Genomic DNA, 23,629 nt, shown 5'->3' with positions numbered 1-23,629 from the left:
CGCTCAGCCCTTTCCGTATTTTGCTATAGCCTGCTGCAGCTCAGGATGCCGACTTGCATACTCAGCGAGCGGAATGCCTTGAACGGCTGCTTCCCAGCCCTGCTTCATGCTTGCAAAGCCAGCCGCTGCCCCGCCCGGATGGGCCAAAATGCCGCCGCCTGCCAAATGCATCACATCTACCGTTTTTGTTGCTTCATAAGTAGCCGGAGCAGTTCCCGCCCATTGTGCCGAGGATACGACAGGCATTGTCCCATAGCCATTGTACATGGGCTTCAAACAAGCACGAATAGAGCTGACGACTGAGCTGTTGCTTTCATAAAATTTGCTGTCTAAACCGTTCACATGCAGATGGTCTGCTCCTGCCAAACGGCAGAGCTTCTGATAGGCTGGAAAAGCGAAGCCCAGCAGCGGACAGCGCGTCATCATGCCCCACTGATTGCGATGACCATGAATCGGAACCTCGCTATATTTGCTCAAATGGGCAAGCCCCGTCAGTCCGACGCTCATTATGCTGACCATGACACAGTTGCCGCCTGCCTTGACGACGAGCTCATGCCCACGCTCCATTTCATCGATGTCCCCCGTAATATTGAAGGCGTACATGATTTTTTTACCCGTGGCATCAGCCGCTCGGTTGACGGCATCCATAACCGCACTCACCCGCTGTGCTAGAGGGGCGTAGGTCCCATTTGCATTCAATTCATCATCCTTTATAAAATCAAGCCCGGCAGCCGACACGTCCATAATCATCTGCTGCAAGTCAGCCATTGGAAGTCCAATGCTCGGCTTGACAATCGTCCCCATAATCGGACGATCATACACGCCGGTTAGCTCCCGAGTACCCGCGATGCCAAACTTCGGACCGGGGTACCTTGCTGCGAAGGCTTCGGGCAGCTCCAAATCAACCAGCCGCAGCCCGGACAATTCCTGCAGCTCGAACAAATTGCCCGCAATGGCAGACATTAAATTCGGAATGGACGGACCAAAATTGTGCAGCGGAAAGGATACCGTTACCTCTCCGCGTCTATAAAAACCATCATGACCCGACGGCGTTTTGGAGCCAGGCAGCGTCGGAGAAGACACAGACGGAAGCTCGACAATTTGTTCAATCCGTGCCCCGTGCCGCTCTTTCAGCTGGTCCGTCTCGCCTGGCACCGCTGTAAAGGTGCCCGTCGACTGCTCGCCAGCAATGACCTCGGCAGCACGTTCCAGCGTATAGGGTGTCTCTATCAGATAGACGGCCGTTACTCTTTCTTGTTCCATGCTATTTCCCTCCCGCAAAATCTGCCTTTATCCCATGCTGCAGCTGCTCTTGCTAAAATCATTGCCGCTACAGCAGGCCTCGCTCTGCCAGCATCTCCTTAATTTGCTCGGCAGCAAGCCGCGGACTCGATAACACCGGCTTGCCTGTCGCCTCTCGTACGGCTCCCTCCATCCGAGCCATTGATCCTTGGGCCAGTACGATAACATCCGCTTTATCGCTGACCGCAAGCGCCGTTTCCAGCAAAATGCGGTCATGCTCCGCTGGATTCCCTCCTATCAAAGCGTCGAAGGCTCCGACTGCGAGCCCGTTCAAAACGGTGACCTCTTTGCCAATGGCTTCCGCCTGCTTCGCCAAAAACCGCATCGTCGGCTCAAGCGTTGAAGGCAGTGTGGCCAGCACTGCAATCGCGTCGTATTCGGCTACTGCCTTGGCAGTCATCGCCTCGTCAATTTTCACGAGTGGAATGCCAAGCTGTCCCCGCGCAGCATCAGCCACTTCCCCGACAGAGGAGCAGGTATTCAGAATGATATCCGCCCCCAGCTCCTCCCCATGCTGAAAATATTGCTTCAGCCGCTTGCTCACTCCCGCCGGAATATGCCCCGCCTTGACGACATCGCCGATCAGGCTGTCATCAATAATGTTGACCAGCCGCACGCCTGGCAGTACCTCCTGAAACACAGCCTTCAGCGGATCAGCAAGCCCTTGTCCGGTATAAACCGCAACTACCGTTGTCATATTCCCAGCCTCCATTTGGATCGATTATTGAACCTGTTCATTAAGCTGTTCTTTAATCTGCTCTACAGAACTACCAGATCAGCTCGTTCTCAACCCGCCTTATGCTGCCTTCGCGCATGGGTGCTTTCTCATATACCTGTCTGCCGCTGTAGAATGGATGATGCTCCCCTTCCGGCGAAATGCCAATGACATCATCGCCCTGCCACTGGGTTATGAACGTTTGCCCGATTGCGGTTTCAACCGTCTGGCGACGCGAGAGCGGGAACGTAATCGTAATCGTTTCACCAGCGGATGCTGCGCCAAGCAGCAGGAAGCATTCATTCACCCAGCGGCTCGGCTCGCTGCCTTTGCCTTGCTCTGTGCTGCCGTTCAGCTCACGGGTAAAGGCCACTTTCGCAAAGCCCGCCCACTCGGGTATACGGACCTGAAGCCGCGGAATATCGCGGTGGATATGCAGCACCAGCTTGCCTTCATGCGGCAAATAGCTGTCGACATCGAGCCAAGCCGAGCTGCGGTTGAGCAGGTAATTAACGCTAACGGTACCTTTTTTCTCGGTAACCGTGTTGCTCCAGCCCATGAACAGCCCGCGCGTGCCCGAGCCGAGGCAGCAAATTTGCAAATCATTCGTATGTCCCCGCCCGTGGTTGACGTTGCAGCAGAAATCATTCGGTGCCGAGTAGCCAGCAAAAGCCCCTCGCGTACGCTTGGCAATATTTTCATGCGTAATTAGTCCAGGAACGTTGCCGGATCGGTCTTCCGTTTCCTTAACCCAGTCCATATCGAGCAGCTGCGACTCGGCAAGGTGGTTGCGAATATAACGCTCGGTCACGCCCCAGTAACGGGTATAGCCGCTTTGTGCAAGCGTAATGCCCGTAGCGATGAGATCGACGAGCGAGCAGGTTTCATGCTCATAGGCCTGCTCCTTCATGTCGCCGGGCGTCCAGCCGAAGGCGGTACACTGGGTTACTGCCCAAGCGTAGCTTTTTTCCACAAAGCTGAGCAGCGCCGCATCCCCTGTGAATACGCCAAACCGCGCCAATGCGTCGAGTGTTCCAAGCCTCGTATGAAAATGTCCGCTGCGGTAAGCGAGCGCATCGTTAAAGCTGCCATCGGCGTTGAACACGCCGCTTCGCTGCACGATGAGGGCCGTGAAAAACTGGCACAGCTCGAACGCATCCGCATTGCCGGTCAGCTCATGGTATTTCAGCAGCGGCATAACGAGCCGTCCACAGAAGGCAGCGGGATCTGGCGCAAGCCGCAGCAGTATGGCATTGGACGAAGGCCAGCCGCCTTCCTTATATTCTGACGCCGGATAATACCACACATCGCGCTCCTTGATTGCAATCCGTTTAAGGGCCGCAACATGGTTATCCGCCGCCTCCTTCACCTTCGGATCACCCGTCTCCATATACCAGCTCGTCAGCGATAAAATGACCGCACGCTGGTCGATCAGATTGGCATTCGGCTCCCAGTTGTGATTCGGGTTCGTCTGGCGATAGCTAAGGCCATCTTCCTTGAAAAAAGAGAGCAGATTCGCCCGGTATTTCTCCTCCGTCTCCTTGCCGAACGTTTCCCCCGACATATGGCGGGCCAAAATCATCCCGTCCACCATCCGGCCATGAGACGAGCCATAATCCCAGTCCCCATGTGTCAAATTGGCTGGTTCCTTCATCAGGTTTGCAGCAAAAAAAGGGATATCGTTATAGTCGCGGTCTGCCATTCCCACAATCGCATTCATTGCATGTCCTGCTCTATCCGCAAGCGTCAGCGTAGCTGGTATTTGTCTCGTTTGCATCGCAAGTCTCTCCCTAACGTTTATTGCGGCGTTTTTCCGACTGCGCCGCGGTATTCGCCAATCGTTTGCCCGGTTTTCTTTTTGAAAATTTGGCTGAAGTAACGGTAGTCCTCATAGCCGACAAGCTCGGCTATTTCATAGTTTTTATACTGCGGATAACGCATTAGCTCGGTCGCCTTGGCAATCCGGTATTCGGTTAAATAATCGACAAAATTGCTGCCCGTCGTTTTCTTAAATAAACGGCCCACATAATCGGCATTCAAAAAGCGGCTTTCTGCGATTTGCGGCAGGCTAAGCGGCTGGTCATAATGCAGCTCAATCAGCTTTTGGATTTCGCGGATTAGCTGCTCGCCATGCCGTCCTTGGCTATTGCCGCGCTGGGCAGCAAGGGCCGGCAATATTTGCTCCTCAAACAGCCGCTTAACCGAAACATGATCTTTGCGCAGCCGGATCAGCTCCATATAGGCGAGTGCGCTTTTCCCGCTCAGCTGCTCTAGACTTGTGTGCGCCGCTTGAAGCTGCCGCTCCAGCGCATGCACCAGCATGGTGGCGCTGCGCCGTAATCCATCCACCGTCTGTGAAGGAGCCGCAAGCGCCGTGAAAAAACGATTGAATTCCGCGTGCAACTGCTCCACATTGCCAAGCTGAAGCTGCACGAGAAACGCTTGTTCCAGCTCCGCCGGGTAAAAATCGCCATTTCCAGCACCTGTAGGCAAATGCGGTTGTTGCTTACTCGGCTTACCCGGCTTCTCCACCGGCTCCAACTCACACTCCACGAATTCCATGATCGCTATTTCTCCGAGCTGCCTCTCGTCCAGACGCCGCTGAAGCTTGCTGTATACAGCTGGAAGCTGATTAGCAAGACAAGGCTTGCTCCCAGCGGTAATGCTGTAGCTTGTGCCCGTCTCCTCGTGCAGCGTGCCTTGAAGCAAAGTGGCAAGCCGCTGTATTTCCATATGCTCGAAGCGGCTGCCAAACAAGCAGATGGCTATTTCGCCGAGGTTAAGCGGGGAGGCGACTGCGATAAACGTCCAGCAGCCTTCAAAATAAAAGGACTGGCACTGCTGCAGCCTCCGCTCTATTTTCCCAACTGCCTCTTGAATGCTGGCCTGCTCCGTATAATAGTCCGGATGTGCGAGCAGCAGCAGCGCTTTTTGGTCTGAGTCTCCGCCCGGAAGCTCAGTTAAGCTCTGCGTCAATGACGCTGTCTTTATCTCTGATATCGCTGACGACTGAGCAGAAGCTTGGGTCTGATCCTGTGTAGAGCGCATGCCTCGCTGCAAAACATCGAGCAGCCATTTTCTCCGGCTGTCCCGCTGCTGCTGCTCTTGCCGTAGGTCGCGTTCCTCCAGCAGCGCGAGCGCCTTGCCGAGCACCGTAATCAGTTCCTCCCGCTTAAGCGGCTTGAGCAAATAATCAAACGCCTTATGGCGGATGGCTTCCTTCGTATATTCAAAATCCGAGTAGCCGCTGACGACAATCGTCACAACGTCTGGCAAAGATTCCGCCAGCAGGCCGAGCAGTTCCTTGCCGTCGAAGCCCGGCATACGCATATCGAGAAAGAGCAGATCGGGTTTATGCAGCAGCGCAAGCTCGTAGCCTTCTTCGCCATCAACCGCTTCACATGCAAGCTCAAGCCCTAGCTCCTCCCATGGAATCATTTGAATAAGTCCTCGCCGTATCCAGCGTTCATCGTCTACAACCATGACCTTGCGCATGGCCCACGCCCCCTTCCTGCTGCCTTCTTTTTATTCGCTTAGCCTTTCACAGAGCCCGCGGTCAAGCCGTCAATAATGTAGCGCTGCAGGAACAAATAAATGATTAGCACCGGTGTAATGACAACAATCATAAAGGCAAATACAACGCCCCAATTCGTGCTGTACAGCGTAACAAAGTTAAATACTTGAAGCACAATCGTCCATTTGGTGCTGTCTGTGACCAAATAAAACGGGCCGAAAAAGTCATTCCATACCGATACAATGACGACGATGGAGACGGTCACCAGCACCGTGCTGATGAGCGGCAAAATGATTTTAAAATATAGCCGGAAGTAGCCGCAGCCTTCCAAAATCGCAGCCTCATCCAGCTCGCGCGGCACCGATTTAATAAATCCAACGAGCAGAAACACCGCAAACGGCAGCAGCACCGCCGTATAATACATAATGATGCTTAAGTAGCTTCCTTTAATATGCAGCAAATCCATCAGCCGAATCGTCGGAATGATCGACACGGGGACAATCAGCCCCATAATGAAGGCAAGATAGACGCCTTGCAAAAACTTCCCGCCGCGCCGCTGGATGACGAATGCAGCCATCGAAGCGAAAAAATTGACGCTGACGACGACGAGCGCCGACAGCAGGAAGCTATTTTTGAAACCACGCAGCAGATTATCCTGATTAAATACCTCTTTATAATTGCTGAACACCCAATTGCTTGGCAGCGACAGCCCGAACAGCGCCGACTCCCGGATATCCTTAAAGGAGTTAATGAATATCATAAAAAACGGAATGAGAATGAGCATAGCCAGGCAGATCGCGAGCAGCTCCAGCAGCAGAGGAGAATATTTTCGGCTTCTCACATTTCCACCTCCCTCTTCTTCATTGCCAGCAATACCGGAATGCCCACAAGCGTTACCAGTACGAACAGCAGCATGTTAATCGCCGTCGCATAGCCCATTTCACCGGAGCTGAATGTATTGCGGATGTACGTATAAAATACTTCCGTCGTGTAGCCTGGGCCGCCTTCGGTCAGCACCATTACGATTTCGAACACCTTCATCGAGCCAATCATCGCCAGCAGCACGTTAACCGTGAACGCCGGTGCGAGCAGCGGAAAAACAACATGCTTGAACCGCGTCCAATAGTTCGCCCCATCAATAGATGCGCTCTCCGTCAAATCCTTCGGGATGAACTGCAAGCCAGCCAAATACACGACCATCGAAAAGCCAGCCACCCGCCAAATGTCGGTCATAATGACGGTGAACAGCGCAAAGCGCGGATCATTCAGCCAATCCTGGACCATAAAATCGATGCCAAGTATCCCGAAAAACTGATTGACGATGCCATGCTCCGGATGATAGATCGCCCGGAAGATGTAACCGATAACAAGCGGAGCAATGACATACGGCATAAAAAAGATCATCCGAAGCAGATTGCGCAGCTTCAGCTTTTCATTCAACAATAGCGCCAAGGCAAGGCCGACTGCATTTTGCAGCAGCGTAACGGCGGCGGCGAAAATAAGGGTGTTTATAAAAGCCTGCTTCAGTCGAGGCTCGTTAAACAGCTCCTTGTAATTTTCAAGTCCAATAAATTTAATCGCATCGGCGTTAATATTCCAGTCGGTAAAGCTGTAATAGATTCCGATAATGGTTGGCGTAATGAAAAACAATAAAAATACGAAAACTGCCGGAAATGAAAAATATAGCGGATATTTGCTTCTCTCCATAGGGCCTGCCCTCCTGCTCCTGCCTTGTTTGGCTGGGATGGCGAGGGGCGAAGCCTCGATGACCTTAATCGTCTCGATCACCTTGATCGCATCGCCCGCAGTACCTATCCCGTCCGGTAATTAACAGCTTCGGCTTGCTCTGCTGCCGTCTCTGTGTTTTATTTTTGCCCCGTTCATTTATTCAAAGCCTTCAAGACGCTTAGAGTTGCCGTCCTTCACATAGTTCGCATCCATTTCTTTGATCGCGGTGTCCACGTCGCCTGTGATATGGAAGTTTTGCAGAATTTTGCCCAAGTCCAGGAACGATGCCGTCAGGCGATTTTGCACATTGACCTTCGATTTGCCTTCATCAATATAGTCTTTAACCGTCTGCTGCATCGGATACAGCTCGCTGGTCGCATCCTTGAACACCGGAATGCCCGGCTGGCTTTGGTAGAAGGTATTGACGCTTTCTTTCGAAATCATAAATTTAACCAATTCTTTGGCAGCATCCAGATTTTTCGCCTTCGATGGCACCATCAGCTGGTTCGGAGGCGTAATCATAGCCGTGCCTGTGTCTGTTGCAGTTGGGAATGGGAAGAAGCCGATTTTATTCGTTACAAAATCTTTGCCAAATTTCTTCTCAAGCTGTGGCAAAATGCCGTCCAGCATAAAGGCCATTGCTACCTTGCCTTCGCCCAGCTCGTTTTGCAGCTCGTCGAATGTGCCGGACAGCGTATTTTTTTGGAACAAGCCGAGATCCTTGATTTCCTTCGATTTTACAAAAAGATCCTTCAGCGCCGCGATGTCCGACAGCTTCAACTGATTGACGTTCAGCTTCTGCACGCCTTCGTCGCCGATCTCCTGATCTACCTGGCTAACCCAGCCGGTCAAATAAAAGACTTGCGTCGGCCAACCATCTTTTACCCCCTCGTAAAACGGCGTTACGCCGTCGCCCTTCAGCTTTTTAGCAATTTCAATTAAATTCGCATAATTTGTTGGAGCGGCAACGCCGGCTTTTTCAAATACATCCTTATTGTAAAAGACGCCCATCATGCCCGTTTTGCCAAAAGGCACGCCATAAGCTTTGCCAGCCGCGTCCTTCTGGAAATCCACAATTGTATCGATAACATTGTCCCAAACGCCAGCCTCGCCGGACCATTCGTACAGCGTCTCATCCGCTCTGAGCTTTACATATTGCTTCGTGCCCGGCTGCATGAGGAATACGTCAGGGAAATCACCTGTTGAGAAGCGAGTTTTCAGCATATTGTCATAGTCGCCGCCTGGCAGCGCCTGTACCTCGACTTTATTGCCCGTCTTCGCTTCAAATTCTTTGAAAATAAGATTGTAAGGCGTGACATCCTCCGTATTCGGAATTAGAAAGGTCAGCGTAACGGGCTTTGTTGACGGCTGTGCGGACGCTTCAGCTGCTGCTGTTCCCTCCGGGGCATTCGTCCCTTGCGTGCTGCCATTGTTGCTGCCGCAAGCCGTTAGTGAAAATGCTCCCAGCATTAGCGCCATTGTGAGGTGAACCGCTTTCATCTTTCTCATGATAAGACACCCTCTCATTCATAATGATCTGCCTCTTTATTGTATTGAAAGCGCTTCCTTAATTCTGTCTATGATTTTGACTTCTAATGTTGAATATTCCGACTTTTATGAATACGTTTCCAAATATTCAGGAATAAGGAGCTTAATTTCGGTCCCAGCACCTTTGCGGCTGTTAATATGAAACTCGAAGCGGTCGCCATAACGAATCCGATAACGCGAATACACATTTTGCACCCCGATGCCGCTGCGCGTGTCCGAGCTCAACCCTTCGCCCTGTTGAAGCGGAGGCTTCAAGCTGCTTCTGATATCGGCCAAATGCTTGTCGGATATGCCCACGCCGTCGTCTTTGACGGTAAGCGTTATGCTGCCGCCCTCTCTGCTGACGATTACAGCGATCGTTCCTTTGCCGCGCTTGCGCTCAATGCCATGGAATACCGCATTTTCAACGAGCGGTTGAAGCGTCATTTTAAGCATAGGAAAGCTGTAGAGGTCGTCATCAATTTGCTGCTCAAAGGAAATTTTGTCTTCGAAGCGAATACGCTGAATGTTCATATAAGCTTCTATTTGCACAAGCTCCTCCTGCAGCGTGACGATTTCATCCTTGTTTTTCGTATTGTAGCGAAAAATATCAGCGAGCGACTGCGCCATTTCACTAATTTCCTGAACTTGATAATAGTCGGACATCGCCCGGATGCTGTCGAGCGTATTGTACAGAAAATGCGGATTGATCTGCGAATAAAGCATGGCGAGCTGCGCCTCCTGCAGCTTAATCTGATTCACATACCGCGTCTCAATCAAATTTTGCAGCTCATCCTGCATCGCATTGAAGTTCATGCCGATTCTGCCGATTTCATCATTGCGCCGCACCTCAACGCGCACCGAAAAATCGCCGCGTTTAATGCGGTTAACCGTCTTGTACAAGTCTAGAATCGGCTTCGTAATCCGCTGCCCGAACAGGACCGAAATAATCAGCGTAATCGCAAAAGCAATGAAAGCGGTCACAATAACCGTCGTCTTAATAATATCTAATGCGCCAAAAATATCATGCTTCGGCACGATTAGCACAGCCTTCCAGTTCGAATAAGCGGAATTCGTATACGACACTAGTCGATCCTCTCCATCCAGATTGAGCCAAAACTTGCCTTGACTGCCGTTTATACGGCTTGTCAGCTCCTTCCCGCCTGCATAACGCTGCGCATCACCAGGCGCATAAACAAGCCTGTTGCCTTCGTCAAGAATAACAATGCTGCTGTTTGCCGAAAGCCCGTCGTTGCGGCCAATGCTGTTGAACAGCTCGGCGCGGTATTCGGCACGCACTAAAATAAACTGCTCGGGATTGGAAAAATCGCGGATCATAATGGAAGAAAAATAGGCCGTTTCCCCATCCACTGTCCGGTCTGCCGCTGGGATGAAGCCGCTGTAAAACACCTCGCCATCCTTCGCTACCGTTTGGCGGAACCATTCGGAGCCCCGCACCTTCGCCGGGTTATGCTGTCCGCTTTCGTCAGAGGAGCTAAGCAGCTCGCCGTTGCTATAATAAATTTGAAAACGCAAAAAATCACGAATTGGCGTTACATTGAAGCTTTTCAAATACAAATCGCCGATTTTCTGCCGAAACAGGAACCGTTCGCGATCGCTAAGCTCGGGGTAACGATTAACGCCGTCAATATAGCTCTGCTCATTGTAGGAGGCCAGCAGCAGATTGCGCTTGCTATGAAAATCATTGTCCATATTTTTTTCAATTTGCTGGACAAGCAGCAGGCTGGCAGCCTCCGCTTGAGTTGCCATCGTTTTGTAGGAAATATAGAAGGAGACCGAACCGACCAGTGTAATGCACACCAAAATAATAATAAAGTAGCTCAGCAACAGCTCATTGCGCAGCCGGATAATAATTCCCCCTCAGGCCAAACCTGTTTTATTTTCATTATAACGAATCGGGCGATGCGAACCTATAACAAAAAGCGTTTATCGTGAACTTCCAACCACTTAAAAGTTGGTGGCTTCTTGCTCAATGAAGCTACCGCCGCGAACGACATTTTGCTTTCATAATCCAGACCATGTAAAGGGACACTATGAGGGTTACACCAATAAATCCAGAAGAAACAACCCAAGTTGAATTATGCTAAAATGTAGTTAAAGTATCATGTAGATACCCCTCATGGACAAAGGAGAACTGAAATGAGAAAACTGGTTCTATTTCTGCACGCTTCGCTTGACAGTTTTGTAGAAGGACCGAATGGTGAAATGGACATTGGCTGGGTTTCCTACGATGCTGATTTGGAGAAACACGCGAGAGAAATTCTGAGCACTGCCGACACTGTCATTTGGGGACGTGGGACTTATCAGATGATGCACAGTTACTGGCCATCTGTGCTTTCGGACCCATCAGCTTCGCAGCATGAACGGAATCATGCCGAGTGGATCGAAAAGACAACAAAACTCGTTTTTTCCACGACACTGGAGAAAGTCGAATGGAATAATTCCAAACTAGTGAAAGAAGATGTCGAGGAAGAGATTAATAACCTCAAACAGCAGCCAGGTAAGGATATCGTCATCCTCGGCAGTCCTAGGTTCGCACACCACCTTATGCAGCTTGATTTAATTGATGAGTATAAAATCACGGTTTCTCCCGTCCTGATCGGTAAGGGATTACCGTTATTCCAAGGTCTCAAGGAGAAGATCAATCTTAAGCTAATCGAAAACAAGACCTTTGATTCTGGAGCCATAGGTCTCGTTTATCAGACGGTAAGATGATCTTGTCACTTAAGGTGATTACGCTCCCTCGAGGAACGATAGTTCAATGATTGAAGCGGCCGACCAGAATTTGGTCTGCCGCTTTGTTTCTTCATTTATTAATTGAACTATCATTTAAAATCATTTTAGTCACCAAGTCTTTTTCCATCTTTAAACCAAATTAATTCCGGTTCTTTTTATTTTGATGAGAACCATCCGTATAGCATTCCAATTTTTTTATAATCAAAGCTTCTATCTGCACGATTGGTTGTTTTTTTATATTGTGATGTATTCGGCTACCCAGCTTAGTCACCCATACTAGCTGAAACGCCTCTTCGACGTTAATCTGCTTCGTTCTTTTCTTCAAAGCAGCTGTCAATGTGCGATGTTTCCCATCTGCCAGGTAATAGGTGTTTTTGAAAGCATACTCGTCATCCCCCACTTTATAGAGGGAGTTCTAAAAACTAACGCTTAAAAAGCCCAGAGCCGCTTCTAAGATAAGAGACGGCTCTAGGCGAATGAACTTGCTTCCTTTCATTATGAAACTGAAAAATAAATCGTAAAAACGGGGCTTCTCTTCCGAAATCTTGCTCGCACAGCAGGCTTGGCTTGACTAGTCTTTAACTTGACTGGCAAAGCGGTAGGAGCCGGAGCCGATTTCCAGCACCGTTTGGCTGCCAAAGGCTTCAATCACCTTAATATCCTCGCTGTCAGATGGACTAGCTGGAAGCAGCTCTGTAGAAGTTATTGCATCCTCAAGCGTATGAATGGCTGCTCCATCGATTGCCTTGACCGTCCCAGGAATGTATAGCGTTGCCGTCGTATTAGCGGGAATGCTCACGTTTAACTGGAACTCGCCGGACTTATCGATTTGCCAGTCTACTTCGATTTTCCCATATAACGAAGAGAAATGGGATTTCACATAAGCAAGGCCGCCGCCCGGCTGAGGACGGATAATGGCATGACGGAAGGCAGGTGCTCCCTTGTCTGCTTCAATGCCTGCCATATAGCGGAACATCCACTCGCCAACGGAGCCTAGCGAATAATGATTGAATGAATTCATCTGCGGCGTCTGGAAGCCATTTTCCTCCGTCCAGCCATCCCAGCGCTCCCAAATGGTCGTCGCTCCATGCTTGATGGAATACATCCACGATGGAAAAGCCTCCTGCGTCAGCAGCTGATAAGCTACGTCGAGTCGGCCGTTATCAGATAGCGCGGGCAGCAAATAACCAACGCCAAGGAAGCCTGTCGTCAAGCGGTTGCCGCGGCTGGCAATATCCGCTGTGAGATGGTCGACTGCCTTTAACCGCAGCTCGTCTGTCAGCAGACCAAATTGCAGCGCAAGCACATATACCGTTTGCGTCTCCCCATGTATGCGGCCCTCCTCCGTTACAAAAGCAAGGCGGAATGCTGCGGCAATGCCCTGAAACAGCTGCTCCAGCCGACGAACATCCTCCTCCTTGCCCAGCACGCCGGCAATTAATCCAAGCACCTTCGTGCTGTAGGCAAAATAAGCGGTTGCCAGCACCTCGTTTGGCGTATCGGCATCAATGGACAGCCAGTCGCCATAGTTGGCATAATTCGGCCTTACTAGCTCTTCGGTCGTTGCGTGCAAGTAATCGACCCATCTGCTCATCGCCTCGTAATGCGTTTCCAAAATCCGCACATCGCCATACATTAAATACAGCGTCCAAGGGATAATGACGCCAGCATCGCCCCAGCCTGCATTATCTGGCGCATACCAGTTCAGGCGCGTGCTCCAGTTTTTATAGCGAATCCAGCCTGCATCCGGCGCCACATCGGTGAAAGCGCCCGAAGGCTGCTGGCAATCAATCATATCCCACATAAATTTATTGAAAAACCTTGCCACATCCATATTGTACGAGGCTGTACGCGCAAAAATCTGCGCATCCCCCGTCCAGCCGAGACGCTCATCCCGCTGAGGGCAATCGGTTGGTACCGACAAGAAGTTGCCGCGCTGCCCCCAAGTAATGTTGGAAAACAACTGATTTATCATCGCATTCGACGTTTCCAAATGCCCAGTCTCCGGCGTGTCGGAATACACTACCTTGCCCATAATTGTATCCAAATCAGGCTCGCCGGGATAACCAATCAGCTCCACATAACGAAAGCCATGGAATGTAAAATGCGGCTCATAGCGCTCCAGCCCTTCGCCTTTAAGCGTATAATGCTCCTGCTGAACAGCAACGCGCAAATTTTCCAAATACAGCGAGCCATCAGGACTCAGCATTTCCGCATGGCTGATCGTGACCGTCGTGCCGCGTTCTCCGCTAACGCGAAGCTCCGTCCAGCCGACCATATTTTGTCCCATATCAAAAATATAGCTGCCGCCCGGTGTCCGCTCCATTCGGACCGGCCTAATCGTCTTCATTACCTTAATCGGCGGTTCGTTAGACGCCACCAGCATGCCGTTATAGCCAGGCCGCACATCTGGCTCCTCCCATAGGCTGTCATCAAAGCCTGCTTCCGACCAGCCCGCCATTTCAAGCCGCGCGTCATAAGCTTCACCCATAATAAAATCGGAATATAAAATAGGCCCCTTGCTCACCTTCCACGTATGATCGGTTGCGATACTTTGCTTCGTGCCATCCTCATATTCCACGTAAGCCTGCATCATAAAAAACGGACGCTCTCCGTACACCTTGTCGCCAAGAAATCCAACCGTTCCCGCATACCAGCCTTCTCCAATAATGGCGCCAAAGGCGTTGTCGCCTTCATGCAGCAGCGGCGTAATATCATAAGCCTGCACCTGTGAGCGGACATTGTAGTCCGTAAAGCCTGGGGCAAAATAATCCCCTACACGCTGCCCGTTAACGTACAGCTCGAACAAGCCGAGCGCTGTCGCATAGGCCATGGCGCGGCGCACCTTGCCACTCAAGGTGAATGGCTTGCGCAAGTGGGGCGAAGGCTGTCTGCCTGCTGCCCCCTCATCATGCTTGCGGCCAATCCATTTCCCCCGGTATGCTGCCCTATGAAGCAGTCCTATCGTCCAGAAGGCAGGCTCGCTCCATTCCGATACGCGTCCATAATTGTCCCAGACGCGCACCTTCCAAAAACATTCGGCTGCCGCCTCTAGCGGGCTGCCGCCATATTCCACTTGGATCGACTCGCTCGATTCTGTTTTCCCACTATCCCAGCGATCGCCATCATCTGCGGCCAACCGTTCTATTGAAGAAGCGACCAGCACCTGATACGCCGTTTGGCGAACAGAACGCTCCTCTGAGCGGAGCTTCCAGAACAAGCGCGGCTTAGCCGCTTCAATACCAAGCGGATTCGTCATATACTCCGTTTTGCAATCTTCAATGGTTAATGCCATTAAACTTCAGCCTCCTGAAATTTTATCGCTTTACATGTTTTCATCTTCTGGCCTCTTCTGTTTGTCTGTATGCTTTCTCCTATGCTTGCTCCTTGGCCTTCTCGGAGCTGTTATGAACCAAACGCTCATGCAGAAAATCAACAATATGCTGCACCTGCATTTGACCGTCACCATGCTTGGCTGCTCCAAGCTTCATTTGGAGCAGGCAGCCTGGGTTGCTCGTGAGCAAATAATGCGCCTTTGTCGCATTGGCATGCTCCATTTTGCGCTCCAGCAGCCCGCCCGCCATTTCCGGCTGAACAATATTGTAAGTGCCCGCCGAGCCGCAGCAGCGGTCAGCCTCAAACATTTCTACAAACTCAGCCCCACTTACCTCCCTCAGCAGCTTCCGGGGAGCATCAGCAGAGCGCATCACATTGCGCAAATGGCAGGAATCCTGATACGTAATCCGAATCGGCTGTTCCTTTGTCTGGGCAGTAGCAAGCTTGCCGGAACGGATCAGCAAATCACTAATATCCACCACACGCTTCGCCAACCACACTGCGCCTTCCTTCCATTGCTCATCCTCATGCAGCAAATGATCGTATTCCGATAAGATGGCGCCGCAGCCGCCCGCATTGGATACGATGTAATCTACACCAACTGCCTGAAAAGCAGCAATGTTCCTCCTCGCAAGTGACCGGGCATCCTCCGTCTCCCCGCTATGTGCGTGAAGCGCACCACAGCAAGCCTGTGTATCAGGTATGACGACCTCAAAGCCAGCTTCCGTCAGCAGCTCCACCGTCTTGATGTTCGTTTCCGTGAACAGCATATCCATGAGGCAGCCGCGAAACATGCCCACTGTAGCTATTTTCATCCCTTTGGCCGGATGATGGCTGCCGATTTTCTGGACAATGCCTTTGCTTGAGGCATTCGGTAGCACCTGCTCCATCTCGCTCAAATGAGCTGGCAGCAGCTTCATAACGCCAGCGCTTCGCGCCAGCTTCCGAAGCCCGGATTGCTGATACAGCTGCATAGCTCCGCCGAGCAGCCGCACCCGCTTCTGGTGAGGGAAAAGCTGCTTGAACACCACCTGCCGCAGCGGCTTCACCCACCACCGGTGGCTTTCCGTATGCTCTTCAATCGCCTCCCTCGTCTGCTCAATGAGCTGGCCATATTTCACATCTGCCGGACAAGCCGGCTCGCAGGCACGGCAGCCGAGACAATGGCTCATCTGCTCCTCAAAGGACTGGTCGGGCATCATCAAACCATCAGAAACCGCTTTCATCAATGCGATGCGGCCGCGTGGCGATTCCGCCTCAATACCCGTTTCACGAAACGTTGGGCATGCAGGCAGACAGAAGCCGCAGCGCATGCAATTCGTCAATTGATCCTCATCGAGCCGCAGCTTGAGCTTTCCAGCAAGCTGAAGCTGCGGGGAGTGCGGCGAACTGCACGCTGGTTCCGTTCCATGCGTATTTACGTTTGCGGCTGTTGCTGCTGATGATGATGTAATTCCAACAGTTAGCCTTTCTTCCGTTTTAACCATGCTGTAGCACCACCCTCTTGCGCGACTGTTTGGCAAATACTTTTCCGGGATTGAGCAAATGGTGCGGATCGAACGCCTGTTTAACGGCCTTCATCACTTCGATGCCTGCCGAGCCGACCTTCCATTCGAGATATGGGGATTTCACAAGGCCAACGCCATGCTCGCCTGTAATCGTCCCACCGAGCCGAATGGCCGCCTCAAAAATTTCCTCAAACGCCGCCTCAACGCGGTGAATTTCTTCCTTATCCCGTGCATCAGTCGTTGCTGTAGGATGCAGATTGCCGTCGCCCGCATGGCCGAAGGTACAGATCGTCACTTGATGTTTCTGGGCAATTCGATTAATTTCCAGCACCATTTCGGCAATTTTGGAGCGAGGCACCGTCGCATCCTCAAGAATCGTCGTTGGCCGCAAGCGTGCGAGTGCGGTAAAAGCACTGCGTCTTGCCGTCAGCAGCTTGAGCGCTTCTTCTGGACTTTCAGCGACGCTGACGCTGTGCGCCTGCTCGCTTCGGCAAATTTCCTCAATCCGGGCAATGTCCCGTTCTACCATTTCGGTTTCTCCGTCCTGCTCGATGAGCAGAATCGCCTCCATATCGAGCGGCAAGCCAAGCTTGGCAAAGTCGTCGACCACCCGCACCGTCGCATTATCGAGAAATTCGAGCGTTGAAGGAATAATGCGGTTTTCAATGATTTTGGACACGGTTCGCGCCGCGCCATACAAGTCCTTATACATCGCCAGCATCGTCTTCTTGTACTTTGGCGGCGGCACTAGCTTAAGTGTCGCTTCGGTAATAATCGCAAGCGTCCCTTCCGAGCCGACGAGCAGCTTGGTCAAATCATAGCCTGCTACATCCTTCATCAGCTTGCCGCCGGTACGAATAATTTCGCCGCTGGCCAGCACCGCCTCCAGACCGAGGACATAATCCTTGGTCGTGCCGTACTTGAGTCCGCGCAGCCCTCCGGAGCATTCGGCAATGTTGCCGCCAATGGTTGAAATCGCCATGCTGCTCGGATCGGGCGGGTAAAATAAGCCGAGCGACTCCACATGGGTGATAAAAGATTTTGTAATGAGGCCAGGCTGGACGATTGCAACCAAATTTTCAAGATCGACCTCCAAAATGCGATTCATCCGGTGCATGACCATCACTACTCCACCCTCTACAGGAACAGTACCACCGCATAAGTTCGTGCCTGAGCCTCGGCCGATGACGGGAATGCGATGCGTATTCAGCACTTTCATAATCGCACTCACCTGCTCCGTGCTCGCGGGATAGATAACGCCGTCTGGCAGCGCTTGCAGCATTGGTGTCCCATCATAAGAATGAGTCACAAGCGACTGCGGATCATCTTTATAAAAATCGCTTCCCACTATAGCGAGCAGTTGTTGTCGAATCGGTTCCTGCAGCATATTGATGTCCCCTTCCATAAAATAAAGCTTCAATCCATTAACCCATTAATTAATCAGGTCATCTGATGACTTTGAATTGAAAAAAGTATACAATAAAATAGATAAAAGCGAAAGCGTTATTTTGGAGCATGCTAATTTGTTGTTCGAAGGGAGTTAATATGGAGATTAACCCAAACCGGCCGCTCAAAAGCTACGAGTGGGTCATGAACGATATTAAGCAAAAAATGGACGGGGGCTCGCTCGCCCCAGGCGATAAGCTCTCTTCTGTTGCCGACCTTGCCGCCTCCTATGGCGTTGGGCAATCAACGATCCGCGAGGCATTGAGCGCGCTGCGGGCCATGGGCAGGCTGAACATTCGCCAAGGCAGCGGGACGTTTGTTACAGCTCCTCCAGAGCCTGCTACCCTATCGGCTCCAAGCTTTCTCTATGACAAAGCGTGGATGGACCGTGCGGAGACGCTGCGCCATATTTTGGAGGTGCGCAAGGTGCTGGAAACTGGCTGCGCTGCGCTTGCTGCCCGCAATCGGACCGAAGCCGATCTTGAAGCGCTGGCCTCCATTTTGAAGAGCATGCATGAACGCCTTGGCGATGAAGCCTTCAGCGAGCAGGCAGATATCCGCTTCCATCAGGAGCTTGCGAAAGCGACGCATAACCCCGTGCTGCTGGAGATGATGGAATCCTTGTCCACCAAGCTGCATGAAAGCATGAAGGATACGCGGGCTCTATGGTTTTATGCCGAACGCTCAACTGCGGAGCGATTGCAAGGCGAGCATCAGGCAATCTATGCTGCCATTGCTGCACAGCAGCCAACGGAAGCATCCCTGCTTATGGAGGCGCATATTTCCAAGGTGGAGTCCGTGCTGCTGGGCAAGCTGGCCAGCGGCTAAATGCACCAAGCAAAAACGACTTCGTCGTCCTTCTGGGACGACCGAAGAGCTTTGTCGGAGAAATATAAGCCCATTTATACGTGTAAAACTTATAAATTCTTATATTTCAAGGTGAAACGGCTGTCGCCGTCCTTTGGCGGTGCGGCGCGTTTCAGTCCGAGAAATATAAGCGGAGTATATGGGGGAAACTTATACTACCCTTATATTTGCAGCAAAGGGAAAGCGCCTGCTCGAACAAGCAGGCGCTTTCCCTTTTTATTTTTCATGGATATGTTCGTTTTCCCACGTTTATCTTCCCCTGCTAACCCTTTATGCCCGTCATGGCGATGCCTTCAATAAAATGCCGCTGCGCAACGAGAAAGACAATCAACGAAGGAATAACAATAACGGAGGTTGCCGCCATCATCAGATGCCACTGCGCCGAATAGGAGCCTTGGAACAGGGTCAGCCCCTGCATGAGCGTGTAATTGCTTTCTGAGGTAATGAATGCCAGCGGTCCTAAATAATCGTTCCAATTGGCGAGAAACGTGAGTAGTCCAACCACAATCATCGCCTGCTTGCCAATCGGTAAAATAATTTGCAAGTAGATGCGGAAATGCCCAGCTCCGTCCACCTTGGCGGCTTCATCCAGCTCTGCCGGGATGCTGAGGAAAAACTGCCGCAGCAGAAAAATGTTGAACACGCCTCCCCCAAACCACGCGGGCGCAATGAGCGGTACGAACGTATCGGTCAAATGCAGCGCATTCCAGAACACATATTGCGGAATCATAACGACGAAAAACGGAATCATTAACCCCGTTAATATAAATCCAAACACCTTGTCGCGGCCCTTCCAGTGAATGCGTGAGAAGCTGTAGGCACAGACGGAGCTGGAAAATAACACGCCAAGCATCGCAGATGCCGTAATGACGGTGCTATTGAGAAAAAATCGCCCGAATGGATATGCGCCCAGCGCCTGCTCGAAATTATCCCAGCTTAAATCGTCTGGCAGCAGCTTCGGCGGCATTTGATACAAATCGCCCATATTAATGAGCGAGGTGCGCAGCATCCAAAAAATCGGAAACAGGAAAAACAGGCTGCCTGCTATAAGCAGCGTGTAAATAATGATTCGATTGCCCAATGATTGCTTTTTCATCTGCGCTCCTCCTTGCCCTCATAATAGACCAATGACTTGGAGAAGTAGAAAATCGCTGCGGTGAACAGCATAATGACGAGAAACAGCAACACGGAAATCGCGCTGGCGCTGCCCATTCGCGAAGACTTGAAGCCTTCGTTGAACAAATACAGCACATAGAGCAAGCTCGCATTGTTAGGTCCGCCCTGTGTCATAACCGCTGGCTGCACAAATGTCTGAAACCCATTAATGAACGCAATGACCGTATTGAAAAAAATAATCGACGAGCTCATCGGAATGGTAATATAAATCAGCTTATGCAGCCGGTTGCCTCCATCCAGCTCGATCGCCTCGTATAAATGACCCGGAATGCCCTGCAAGCCTGCTAGAAAAATAACGATCGTATTGCCCAGCGTCCAGAAGCTGAATAAAAGGAGCGTTGGCACCACGGAGGTCGTATCGCCGAGCCATCTGGAGGTTGGCAAATGCAGCGCATCCAGCGCATAGTTGACGATGCCAAAGTCTGGCTGCAGCAGCCACATCCACACCATCGAGGATGCTGCAAGCGGGATAATAACGGGCAGGTAAAAGACGCCGCGAAAAAAGCTTTTGCCCACAACCTGCTGATTCAGCAGTATGGCTAAAAAGAACGATAAAATAATGCCCAGCGGCACGCTCAGTCCAACATAATAAACCGTTGCTTTCACTGCCGGGTAGAAAAAGGGATCTGCCCCGCTGAACAAGCTGGCATAATTGTCAAAGCCGATCCATTTCGGCACAGTGCCGACGCTGTAGGAAGTGAAGCCCAAATAGAAGGTTGCCGCAATCGGCACGATGACGAAAATGACGTAGCCAAGCAGCACTGGAGAAGCGAAGAGCAGGCCAAAGCCCAGCTCTCCGAATTTCCGTTTTTGCCTGACTCCGCGCTCCGCCTTTAATTCACGCTCATGAACGCTTGCCAGTGGTTTCATAACAGCTCTCTCCAAACTCGTTTTATCGTTTATTCGCTCACATCATAGCGGCCTTGAATTTCAGGCTGTACCTTCGCTTCGAGCTCCTTCATCGCTTCTGCCGCTGTTTTGCGGCCGAGCCATACTTCATCCATGCCGGAGAAGGTAATGGCATTCACCTTCGAGAAATTTTTAATATAATAAGAGCCATTCGGAACGCCGTTATGCAAAAGATTATTCATCATCGCATCCTTGAAGCCCGCCGGATGCGCAGGGTTATTTTCTGCCCACTTCGCTACAAGCTCTGGATCGGTGTACCATTTCGTCATCGTTGGCATCCAAAGGCCGCCTTTGTAGAGGTCGATCGAGCCTTCCGGATTTTCCAGGAATTTCGTAAGCAGCCACGCTTCCTCCAAATGCTTCGTCGATTGGTAAATGACCGACGCCCCGCTAATGCCCATTGGCACGCTGCGCTTCATTTTCGGCAGGACGCCGATATCGTAGTTGACTCCAGCCGCCCCGAGATCGAGATTAATCCACTGCCCATGCATCGACATGGCAACCAGCTTCGATTGCAGCGCCACAGCCTGTGAAGGAATCGACTTCATTTGTACCGGAGACGGAGCAACATGATGCACATTAATTAAGTCCGCTAAACGCTGGATCGCTTCGGTCGCTTCCGGCTGGCTAAAGCCGAATTTCCCATCCTTCGTAATCCATTCGCCTTCATTGTTAATCACCGTCGCATGCACAGGGCCATGCCAGGTTTCAAAGGATACACCGTATTGACGGATGTTTTTCGGATCAAAATCCGCTTCAGAGGCGTTTTTGCCATTTTTGTCAATCGTCAATTTCTTGGCAACATCGACGAACTCATCCCAAGTCCAAGCATCCTCCGCCTTCGAGGGCGGGTACGCTGCATTCGCCTGATCGAACAAATCCTTGTTGTAAAATAAACCGAACGTCTCGCCCGCTGTGCTAATGCCGTAAGCAAAATCCTCGGAAGATTTGAACCAAATATAGTCGAGGAAATCCTCGCGCTTCAGCTCGCCGTCATTATCGAGCAGCTCAAACAGATTGACGAATTTGCCTTCCTTCTGCCAAGGGTCTGCAAGCTCCCCATGCATATAGCCGAGATCCGGTGAGTCGTTGCCTGCAACCATCGCCGTAATTTTCGCATCATAGTCAGCTTCCGGGATATGAATGGCGTTTACTTTAATCCACGGGTATTTTTCCGTAAAGGTTTTGGTCGCCTGCTCCATCGCCGCCTTCTCCTGCGGGCTTCCCCAAAATGTAAACTTGAGCGTTACAGGCTCTTTCTCCTCAGGCGTCGATGTCGCCTCGCCCTTCGGCGATTCCGCAGGCTGCTGGCTGCTAGCTCCTTCACTTGCTGGCGTGTTTCCCCCGCTGCCTGTGCCGCTGCATCCTGCCACAACGAGTGTTAGCGATAATAGCAATGCTGTGAATGCTGACCTTCCTTTGAATCGTGCGATCATATAAAGCCTCCCTTTGTTATGCCAATCTCTTTGTACAGCTCTATCATATTGAATGCGGTTACATTTTAAAATTCGAATTTATTTATAATGGTGGACTTTTTATAGCGCTTGCCAAAAACTTGCAAAAGGAACCTTTTATAATTACTTTCCTCGAAAGGAAGCGATCCTGCTGGATTTGGGCCAGACACAGATGGAAGTCACTCAAGCAAACCTTGAACGATACCACTTAATTAATGACGTTAAAGAAAAATTCCTGACCCTGTTTCGCGACTTGTTTCAAAAATATGCCGTCAATGCTGAGCTTGCGAAGCTCACCATTTTGGAAATGCTGCGCTCTCCTCTGCTGCTGCAAGAAGAATTTAACGTCATTAATAAATTTGAAGAGCTGCTCTGCACCCTTTTGGATGAGGCCGAGAAGCTCAATAAATTGCCGTCCCAATTAGCTTCCGCAGATATAGCTGCCGTGCTGTCGGGGATGTACTTTCATGCTTTGCTTGATTGGGCAGCCTCCCATAAGGATATGTCACATATGCAGGCCAGCTTTGAACGCCGTTTTGAAGTTATCTGGGATGGCTTAAAAATAAGAGGTGAATTCGCATGATGCTGTGGATTGCAATAAGCGGATTTATTTTGCTGCTGCTTAGCGCCATTCATGTTTATTGGGCTTTTGGCGGAAAATGGGGCGCAAGCGCCGCATTGCCTACGAAAGCAGGATCGCAGCAAACACTATTTGTACCGGGAGCAGCAGGTACGATGATCGTAGCCTGCCTGCTGTTTTGTGCGGCGATGCTCTTGCTCATGCAAGGAAGGCTGCTCCCCGCTTTCTTAGATGCTGCTTTCATCAAGTGGAGCTGTTGGGCATGTGCAGCTGCCTTTATGCTGCGGACGATTGGTGATTTCAACTATGTTGGCGTGTTCCGAAAAGTCCGCAATACCCGCTTTGCCAGATTTGACTTGTATTTGTTTACGCCGCTTTGCCTGCTGCTGTCAGCCGTTTTTTATGCGGCTACAGCCTGGGCAGTCTAACAAAATTAACATAGCCAACCAGATCATGATGAATTTACGTACCGAATGGCGGCTTCATGCGCTTCGTTTCAGCGCTGACTTTCTGCACAAAGATAGACTTGCTGGGACACAGCAGCCGCTATTTTAACAAAATCATGGGTTATAGCAAGGTGGCGGACTCAGGAGCCGCTAAGGTGCGGTCAATCGTCATTTAGACGGCATAATGAAGGCAATAGCGGATTTCCTGTCCGCGTACAGCCTGAGATCGCATAAAAAGCCAGAATAGCGGAACCTCAGTCCTCCAAAAGCATGGAAAGAGCGTCAGAATGCAAGGAGCGTCCCGAACTGCGAGGTGTTGGCAACAGAGGTCTCATTAAGAGTGTCATACCTTACACAAAATTGT

At 51.0% G+C, this 23,629-nt stretch carries 18 protein-coding genes; 4 read left to right on the top strand and 14 right to left on the bottom strand.

Features of this window, described 5'->3' with window-relative positions:
- Positions 1-3: 3 nt before the first annotated feature.
- From ACSR9A_RS17425 to ACSR9A_RS17390, 8 genes are all read right to left on the bottom strand, one after another.
- Entirely contained in the window at positions 4-1,263 is a 1,260-nt protein-coding gene (locus tag ACSR9A_RS17425) for a ribulose-bisphosphate carboxylase large subunit family protein (RefSeq protein WP_473758570.1), read from the bottom strand.
- Between the two features lie 67 nt (positions 1,264-1,330).
- A complete protein-coding gene (locus ACSR9A_RS17420) occupies positions 1,331-1,999 on the bottom strand; it encodes an aspartate/glutamate racemase family protein (protein WP_473758569.1) in 669 nt (222 codons plus the stop codon).
- Positions 2,000-2,069: 70 nt separating this feature from the next.
- Positions 2,070-3,794: a glycoside hydrolase family 88 protein gene (locus ACSR9A_RS17415; RefSeq protein ID WP_473758568.1), complete on the bottom strand. Its 1,725-nt coding sequence runs from the start codon at positions 3,792-3,794 to the stop codon at positions 2,070-2,072.
- A 20-nt stretch (positions 3,795-3,814) separates the two neighbouring features.
- Positions 3,815-5,512: a response regulator transcription factor gene (locus ACSR9A_RS17410; RefSeq protein WP_473758567.1), complete on the bottom strand. Its 1,698-nt coding sequence runs from the start codon at positions 5,510-5,512 to the stop codon at positions 3,815-3,817.
- Between the two features lie 38 nt (positions 5,513-5,550).
- Positions 5,551-6,372, bottom strand: a complete 822-nt coding sequence (locus ACSR9A_RS17405) for a carbohydrate ABC transporter permease (RefSeq protein ID WP_473758566.1) — start codon at positions 6,370-6,372, stop codon at positions 5,551-5,553.
- Positions 6,369-7,238, bottom strand: coding sequence for a carbohydrate ABC transporter permease (locus tag ACSR9A_RS17400; protein WP_473758565.1), 870 nt, complete (start codon positions 7,236-7,238; stop codon positions 6,369-6,371). The genes ACSR9A_RS17405 and ACSR9A_RS17400 overlap by 4 nt, the downstream gene beginning before the upstream one ends.
- A 177-nt stretch (positions 7,239-7,415) precedes the next feature.
- Complete coding sequence (locus tag ACSR9A_RS17395) at positions 7,416-8,768, bottom strand: ABC transporter substrate-binding protein (RefSeq protein ID WP_473758564.1); 1,353 nt, start codon at positions 8,766-8,768, stop codon at positions 7,416-7,418.
- Positions 8,769-8,873: 105 nt separating this feature from the next.
- The gene (locus ACSR9A_RS17390; protein ID WP_473758563.1) at positions 8,874-10,634 is read right to left on the bottom strand and encodes a sensor histidine kinase; all 1,761 of its coding nucleotides are present in this window, start codon (positions 10,632-10,634) and stop codon (positions 8,874-8,876) included.
- A 312-nt stretch (positions 10,635-10,946) separates the two neighbouring features.
- On the opposite strand from ACSR9A_RS17390, the gene ACSR9A_RS17385 reads away from it, so the two are divergent.
- Complete coding sequence (locus ACSR9A_RS17385; protein ID WP_473758562.1) at positions 10,947-11,522, top strand: dihydrofolate reductase family protein; 576 nt, start codon at positions 10,947-10,949, stop codon at positions 11,520-11,522.
- 592 nt (positions 11,523-12,114) lie between these two features.
- Here ACSR9A_RS17385 and ACSR9A_RS17380 read toward each other — a convergent pair.
- The 3 genes from ACSR9A_RS17380 to ACSR9A_RS17370 form a co-directional block, all read right to left on the bottom strand.
- Positions 12,115-14,838, bottom strand: coding sequence for a glycoside hydrolase family 78 protein (locus tag ACSR9A_RS17380; protein WP_473758561.1), 2,724 nt, complete (start codon positions 14,836-14,838; stop codon positions 12,115-12,117).
- Positions 14,839-14,917: 79 nt separating this feature from the next.
- A complete protein-coding gene (locus tag ACSR9A_RS17375) occupies positions 14,918-16,366 on the bottom strand; it encodes a (Fe-S)-binding protein (RefSeq protein WP_473758560.1) in 1,449 nt (482 codons plus the stop codon).
- Positions 16,359-17,774: an FAD-linked oxidase C-terminal domain-containing protein gene (locus tag ACSR9A_RS17370; RefSeq protein WP_473758559.1), complete on the bottom strand. Its 1,416-nt coding sequence runs from the start codon at positions 17,772-17,774 to the stop codon at positions 16,359-16,361. The genes ACSR9A_RS17375 and ACSR9A_RS17370 overlap by 8 nt, the downstream gene beginning before the upstream one ends.
- Before the next feature lie 158 nt (positions 17,775-17,932).
- Between ACSR9A_RS17370 and ACSR9A_RS17365 the strand changes: the two genes are divergently transcribed.
- Positions 17,933-18,661 carry a FadR/GntR family transcriptional regulator gene (locus ACSR9A_RS17365; RefSeq protein ID WP_473758557.1) on the top strand — a complete coding sequence of 243 codons (729 nt, stop codon included), beginning with the start codon at positions 17,933-17,935 and terminating at the stop codon, positions 18,659-18,661.
- 301 nt (positions 18,662-18,962) lie between these two features.
- On the opposite strand, the gene ACSR9A_RS17360 is transcribed toward ACSR9A_RS17365, so the two are convergent.
- The 3 genes from ACSR9A_RS17360 to ACSR9A_RS17350 are packed head-to-tail and all read right to left on the bottom strand — an operon-like array spanning position 18,963 to position 22,221.
- The gene (locus tag ACSR9A_RS17360; protein WP_473758556.1) at positions 18,963-19,796 is read right to left on the bottom strand and encodes a carbohydrate ABC transporter permease; all 834 of its coding nucleotides are present in this window, start codon (positions 19,794-19,796) and stop codon (positions 18,963-18,965) included.
- Complete coding sequence (locus ACSR9A_RS17355; RefSeq protein WP_473758555.1) at positions 19,793-20,746, bottom strand: carbohydrate ABC transporter permease; 954 nt, start codon at positions 20,744-20,746, stop codon at positions 19,793-19,795. Before ACSR9A_RS17355 ends, ACSR9A_RS17360 begins: the two co-directional genes overlap by 4 nt.
- Positions 20,747-20,775: 29 nt before the next feature.
- Positions 20,776-22,221 carry an ABC transporter substrate-binding protein gene (locus tag ACSR9A_RS17350; protein WP_473758554.1) on the bottom strand — a complete coding sequence of 482 codons (1,446 nt, stop codon included), beginning with the start codon at positions 22,219-22,221 and terminating at the stop codon, positions 20,776-20,778.
- A gap of 175 nt (positions 22,222-22,396) precedes the next feature.
- Here ACSR9A_RS17350 and ACSR9A_RS17345 point away from each other — a divergent pair, with 175 nt between their 5' ends.
- Both ACSR9A_RS17345 and ACSR9A_RS17340 read left to right on the top strand, forming a co-directional pair.
- Positions 22,397-22,822, top strand: a complete 426-nt coding sequence (locus ACSR9A_RS17345) for a hypothetical protein (RefSeq protein ID WP_473758553.1) — start codon at positions 22,397-22,399, stop codon at positions 22,820-22,822.
- Positions 22,819-23,247, top strand: a complete 429-nt coding sequence (locus ACSR9A_RS17340) for a DUF3995 domain-containing protein (protein WP_473758552.1) — start codon at positions 22,819-22,821, stop codon at positions 23,245-23,247. Before ACSR9A_RS17345 ends, ACSR9A_RS17340 begins: the two co-directional genes overlap by 4 nt.
- The last annotated feature ends 382 nt before the right edge of the window (positions 23,248-23,629 follow it).

This window comes from Paenibacillus sp. R-74696 (genome assembly GCF_055814915.1).
This window is presented reverse-complemented; position numbering and strand designations above follow the sequence as displayed.

Bases quoted from the DNA above. Each gene is read 5' to 3' on its own strand.
- ACSR9A_RS17425 (WP_473758570.1), bottom strand. From the start codon at position 1,263: ATGGAACAAGAAAGAGTAACGGCCGTCTATCTGATAGAGACACCCTAT.
- ACSR9A_RS17420 (WP_473758569.1), bottom strand. From the start codon at position 1,999: ATGACAACGGTAGTTGCGGTTTATACCGGACAAGGGCTTGCTGATCCG.
- ACSR9A_RS17415 (WP_473758568.1), bottom strand. From the start codon at position 3,794: ATGCAAACGAGACAAATACCAGCTACGCTGACGCTTGCGGATAGAGCA.
- ACSR9A_RS17410 (WP_473758567.1), bottom strand. From the start codon at position 5,512: ATGCGCAAGGTCATGGTTGTAGACGATGAACGCTGGATACGGCGAGGA.
- ACSR9A_RS17400 (WP_473758565.1), bottom strand. From the start codon at position 7,238: ATGGAGAGAAGCAAATATCCGCTATATTTTTCATTTCCGGCAGTTTTC.
- ACSR9A_RS17395 (WP_473758564.1), bottom strand. From the start codon at position 8,768: ATGAGAAAGATGAAAGCGGTTCACCTCACAATGGCGCTAATGCTGGGA.
- ACSR9A_RS17385 (WP_473758562.1), top strand. From the start codon at position 10,947: ATGAGAAAACTGGTTCTATTTCTGCACGCTTCGCTTGACAGTTTTGTA.
- ACSR9A_RS17380 (WP_473758561.1), bottom strand. From the start codon at position 14,838: ATGGCATTAACCATTGAAGATTGCAAAACGGAGTATATGACGAATCCG.
- ACSR9A_RS17375 (WP_473758560.1), bottom strand. From the start codon at position 16,366: ATGGTTAAAACGGAAGAAAGGCTAACTGTTGGAATTACATCATCATCA.
- ACSR9A_RS17370 (WP_473758559.1), bottom strand. From the start codon at position 17,774: ATGCTGCAGGAACCGATTCGACAACAACTGCTCGCTATAGTGGGAAGC.
- ACSR9A_RS17365 (WP_473758557.1), top strand. From the start codon at position 17,933: ATGGAGATTAACCCAAACCGGCCGCTCAAAAGCTACGAGTGGGTCATG.
- ACSR9A_RS17360 (WP_473758556.1), bottom strand. From the start codon at position 19,796: ATGAAAAAGCAATCATTGGGCAATCGAATCATTATTTACACGCTGCTT.
- ACSR9A_RS17355 (WP_473758555.1), bottom strand. From the start codon at position 20,746: ATGAAACCACTGGCAAGCGTTCATGAGCGTGAATTAAAGGCGGAGCGC.
- ACSR9A_RS17350 (WP_473758554.1), bottom strand. From the start codon at position 22,221: ATGATCGCACGATTCAAAGGAAGGTCAGCATTCACAGCATTGCTATTA.
- ACSR9A_RS17340 (WP_473758552.1), top strand. From the start codon at position 22,819: ATGATGCTGTGGATTGCAATAAGCGGATTTATTTTGCTGCTGCTTAGC.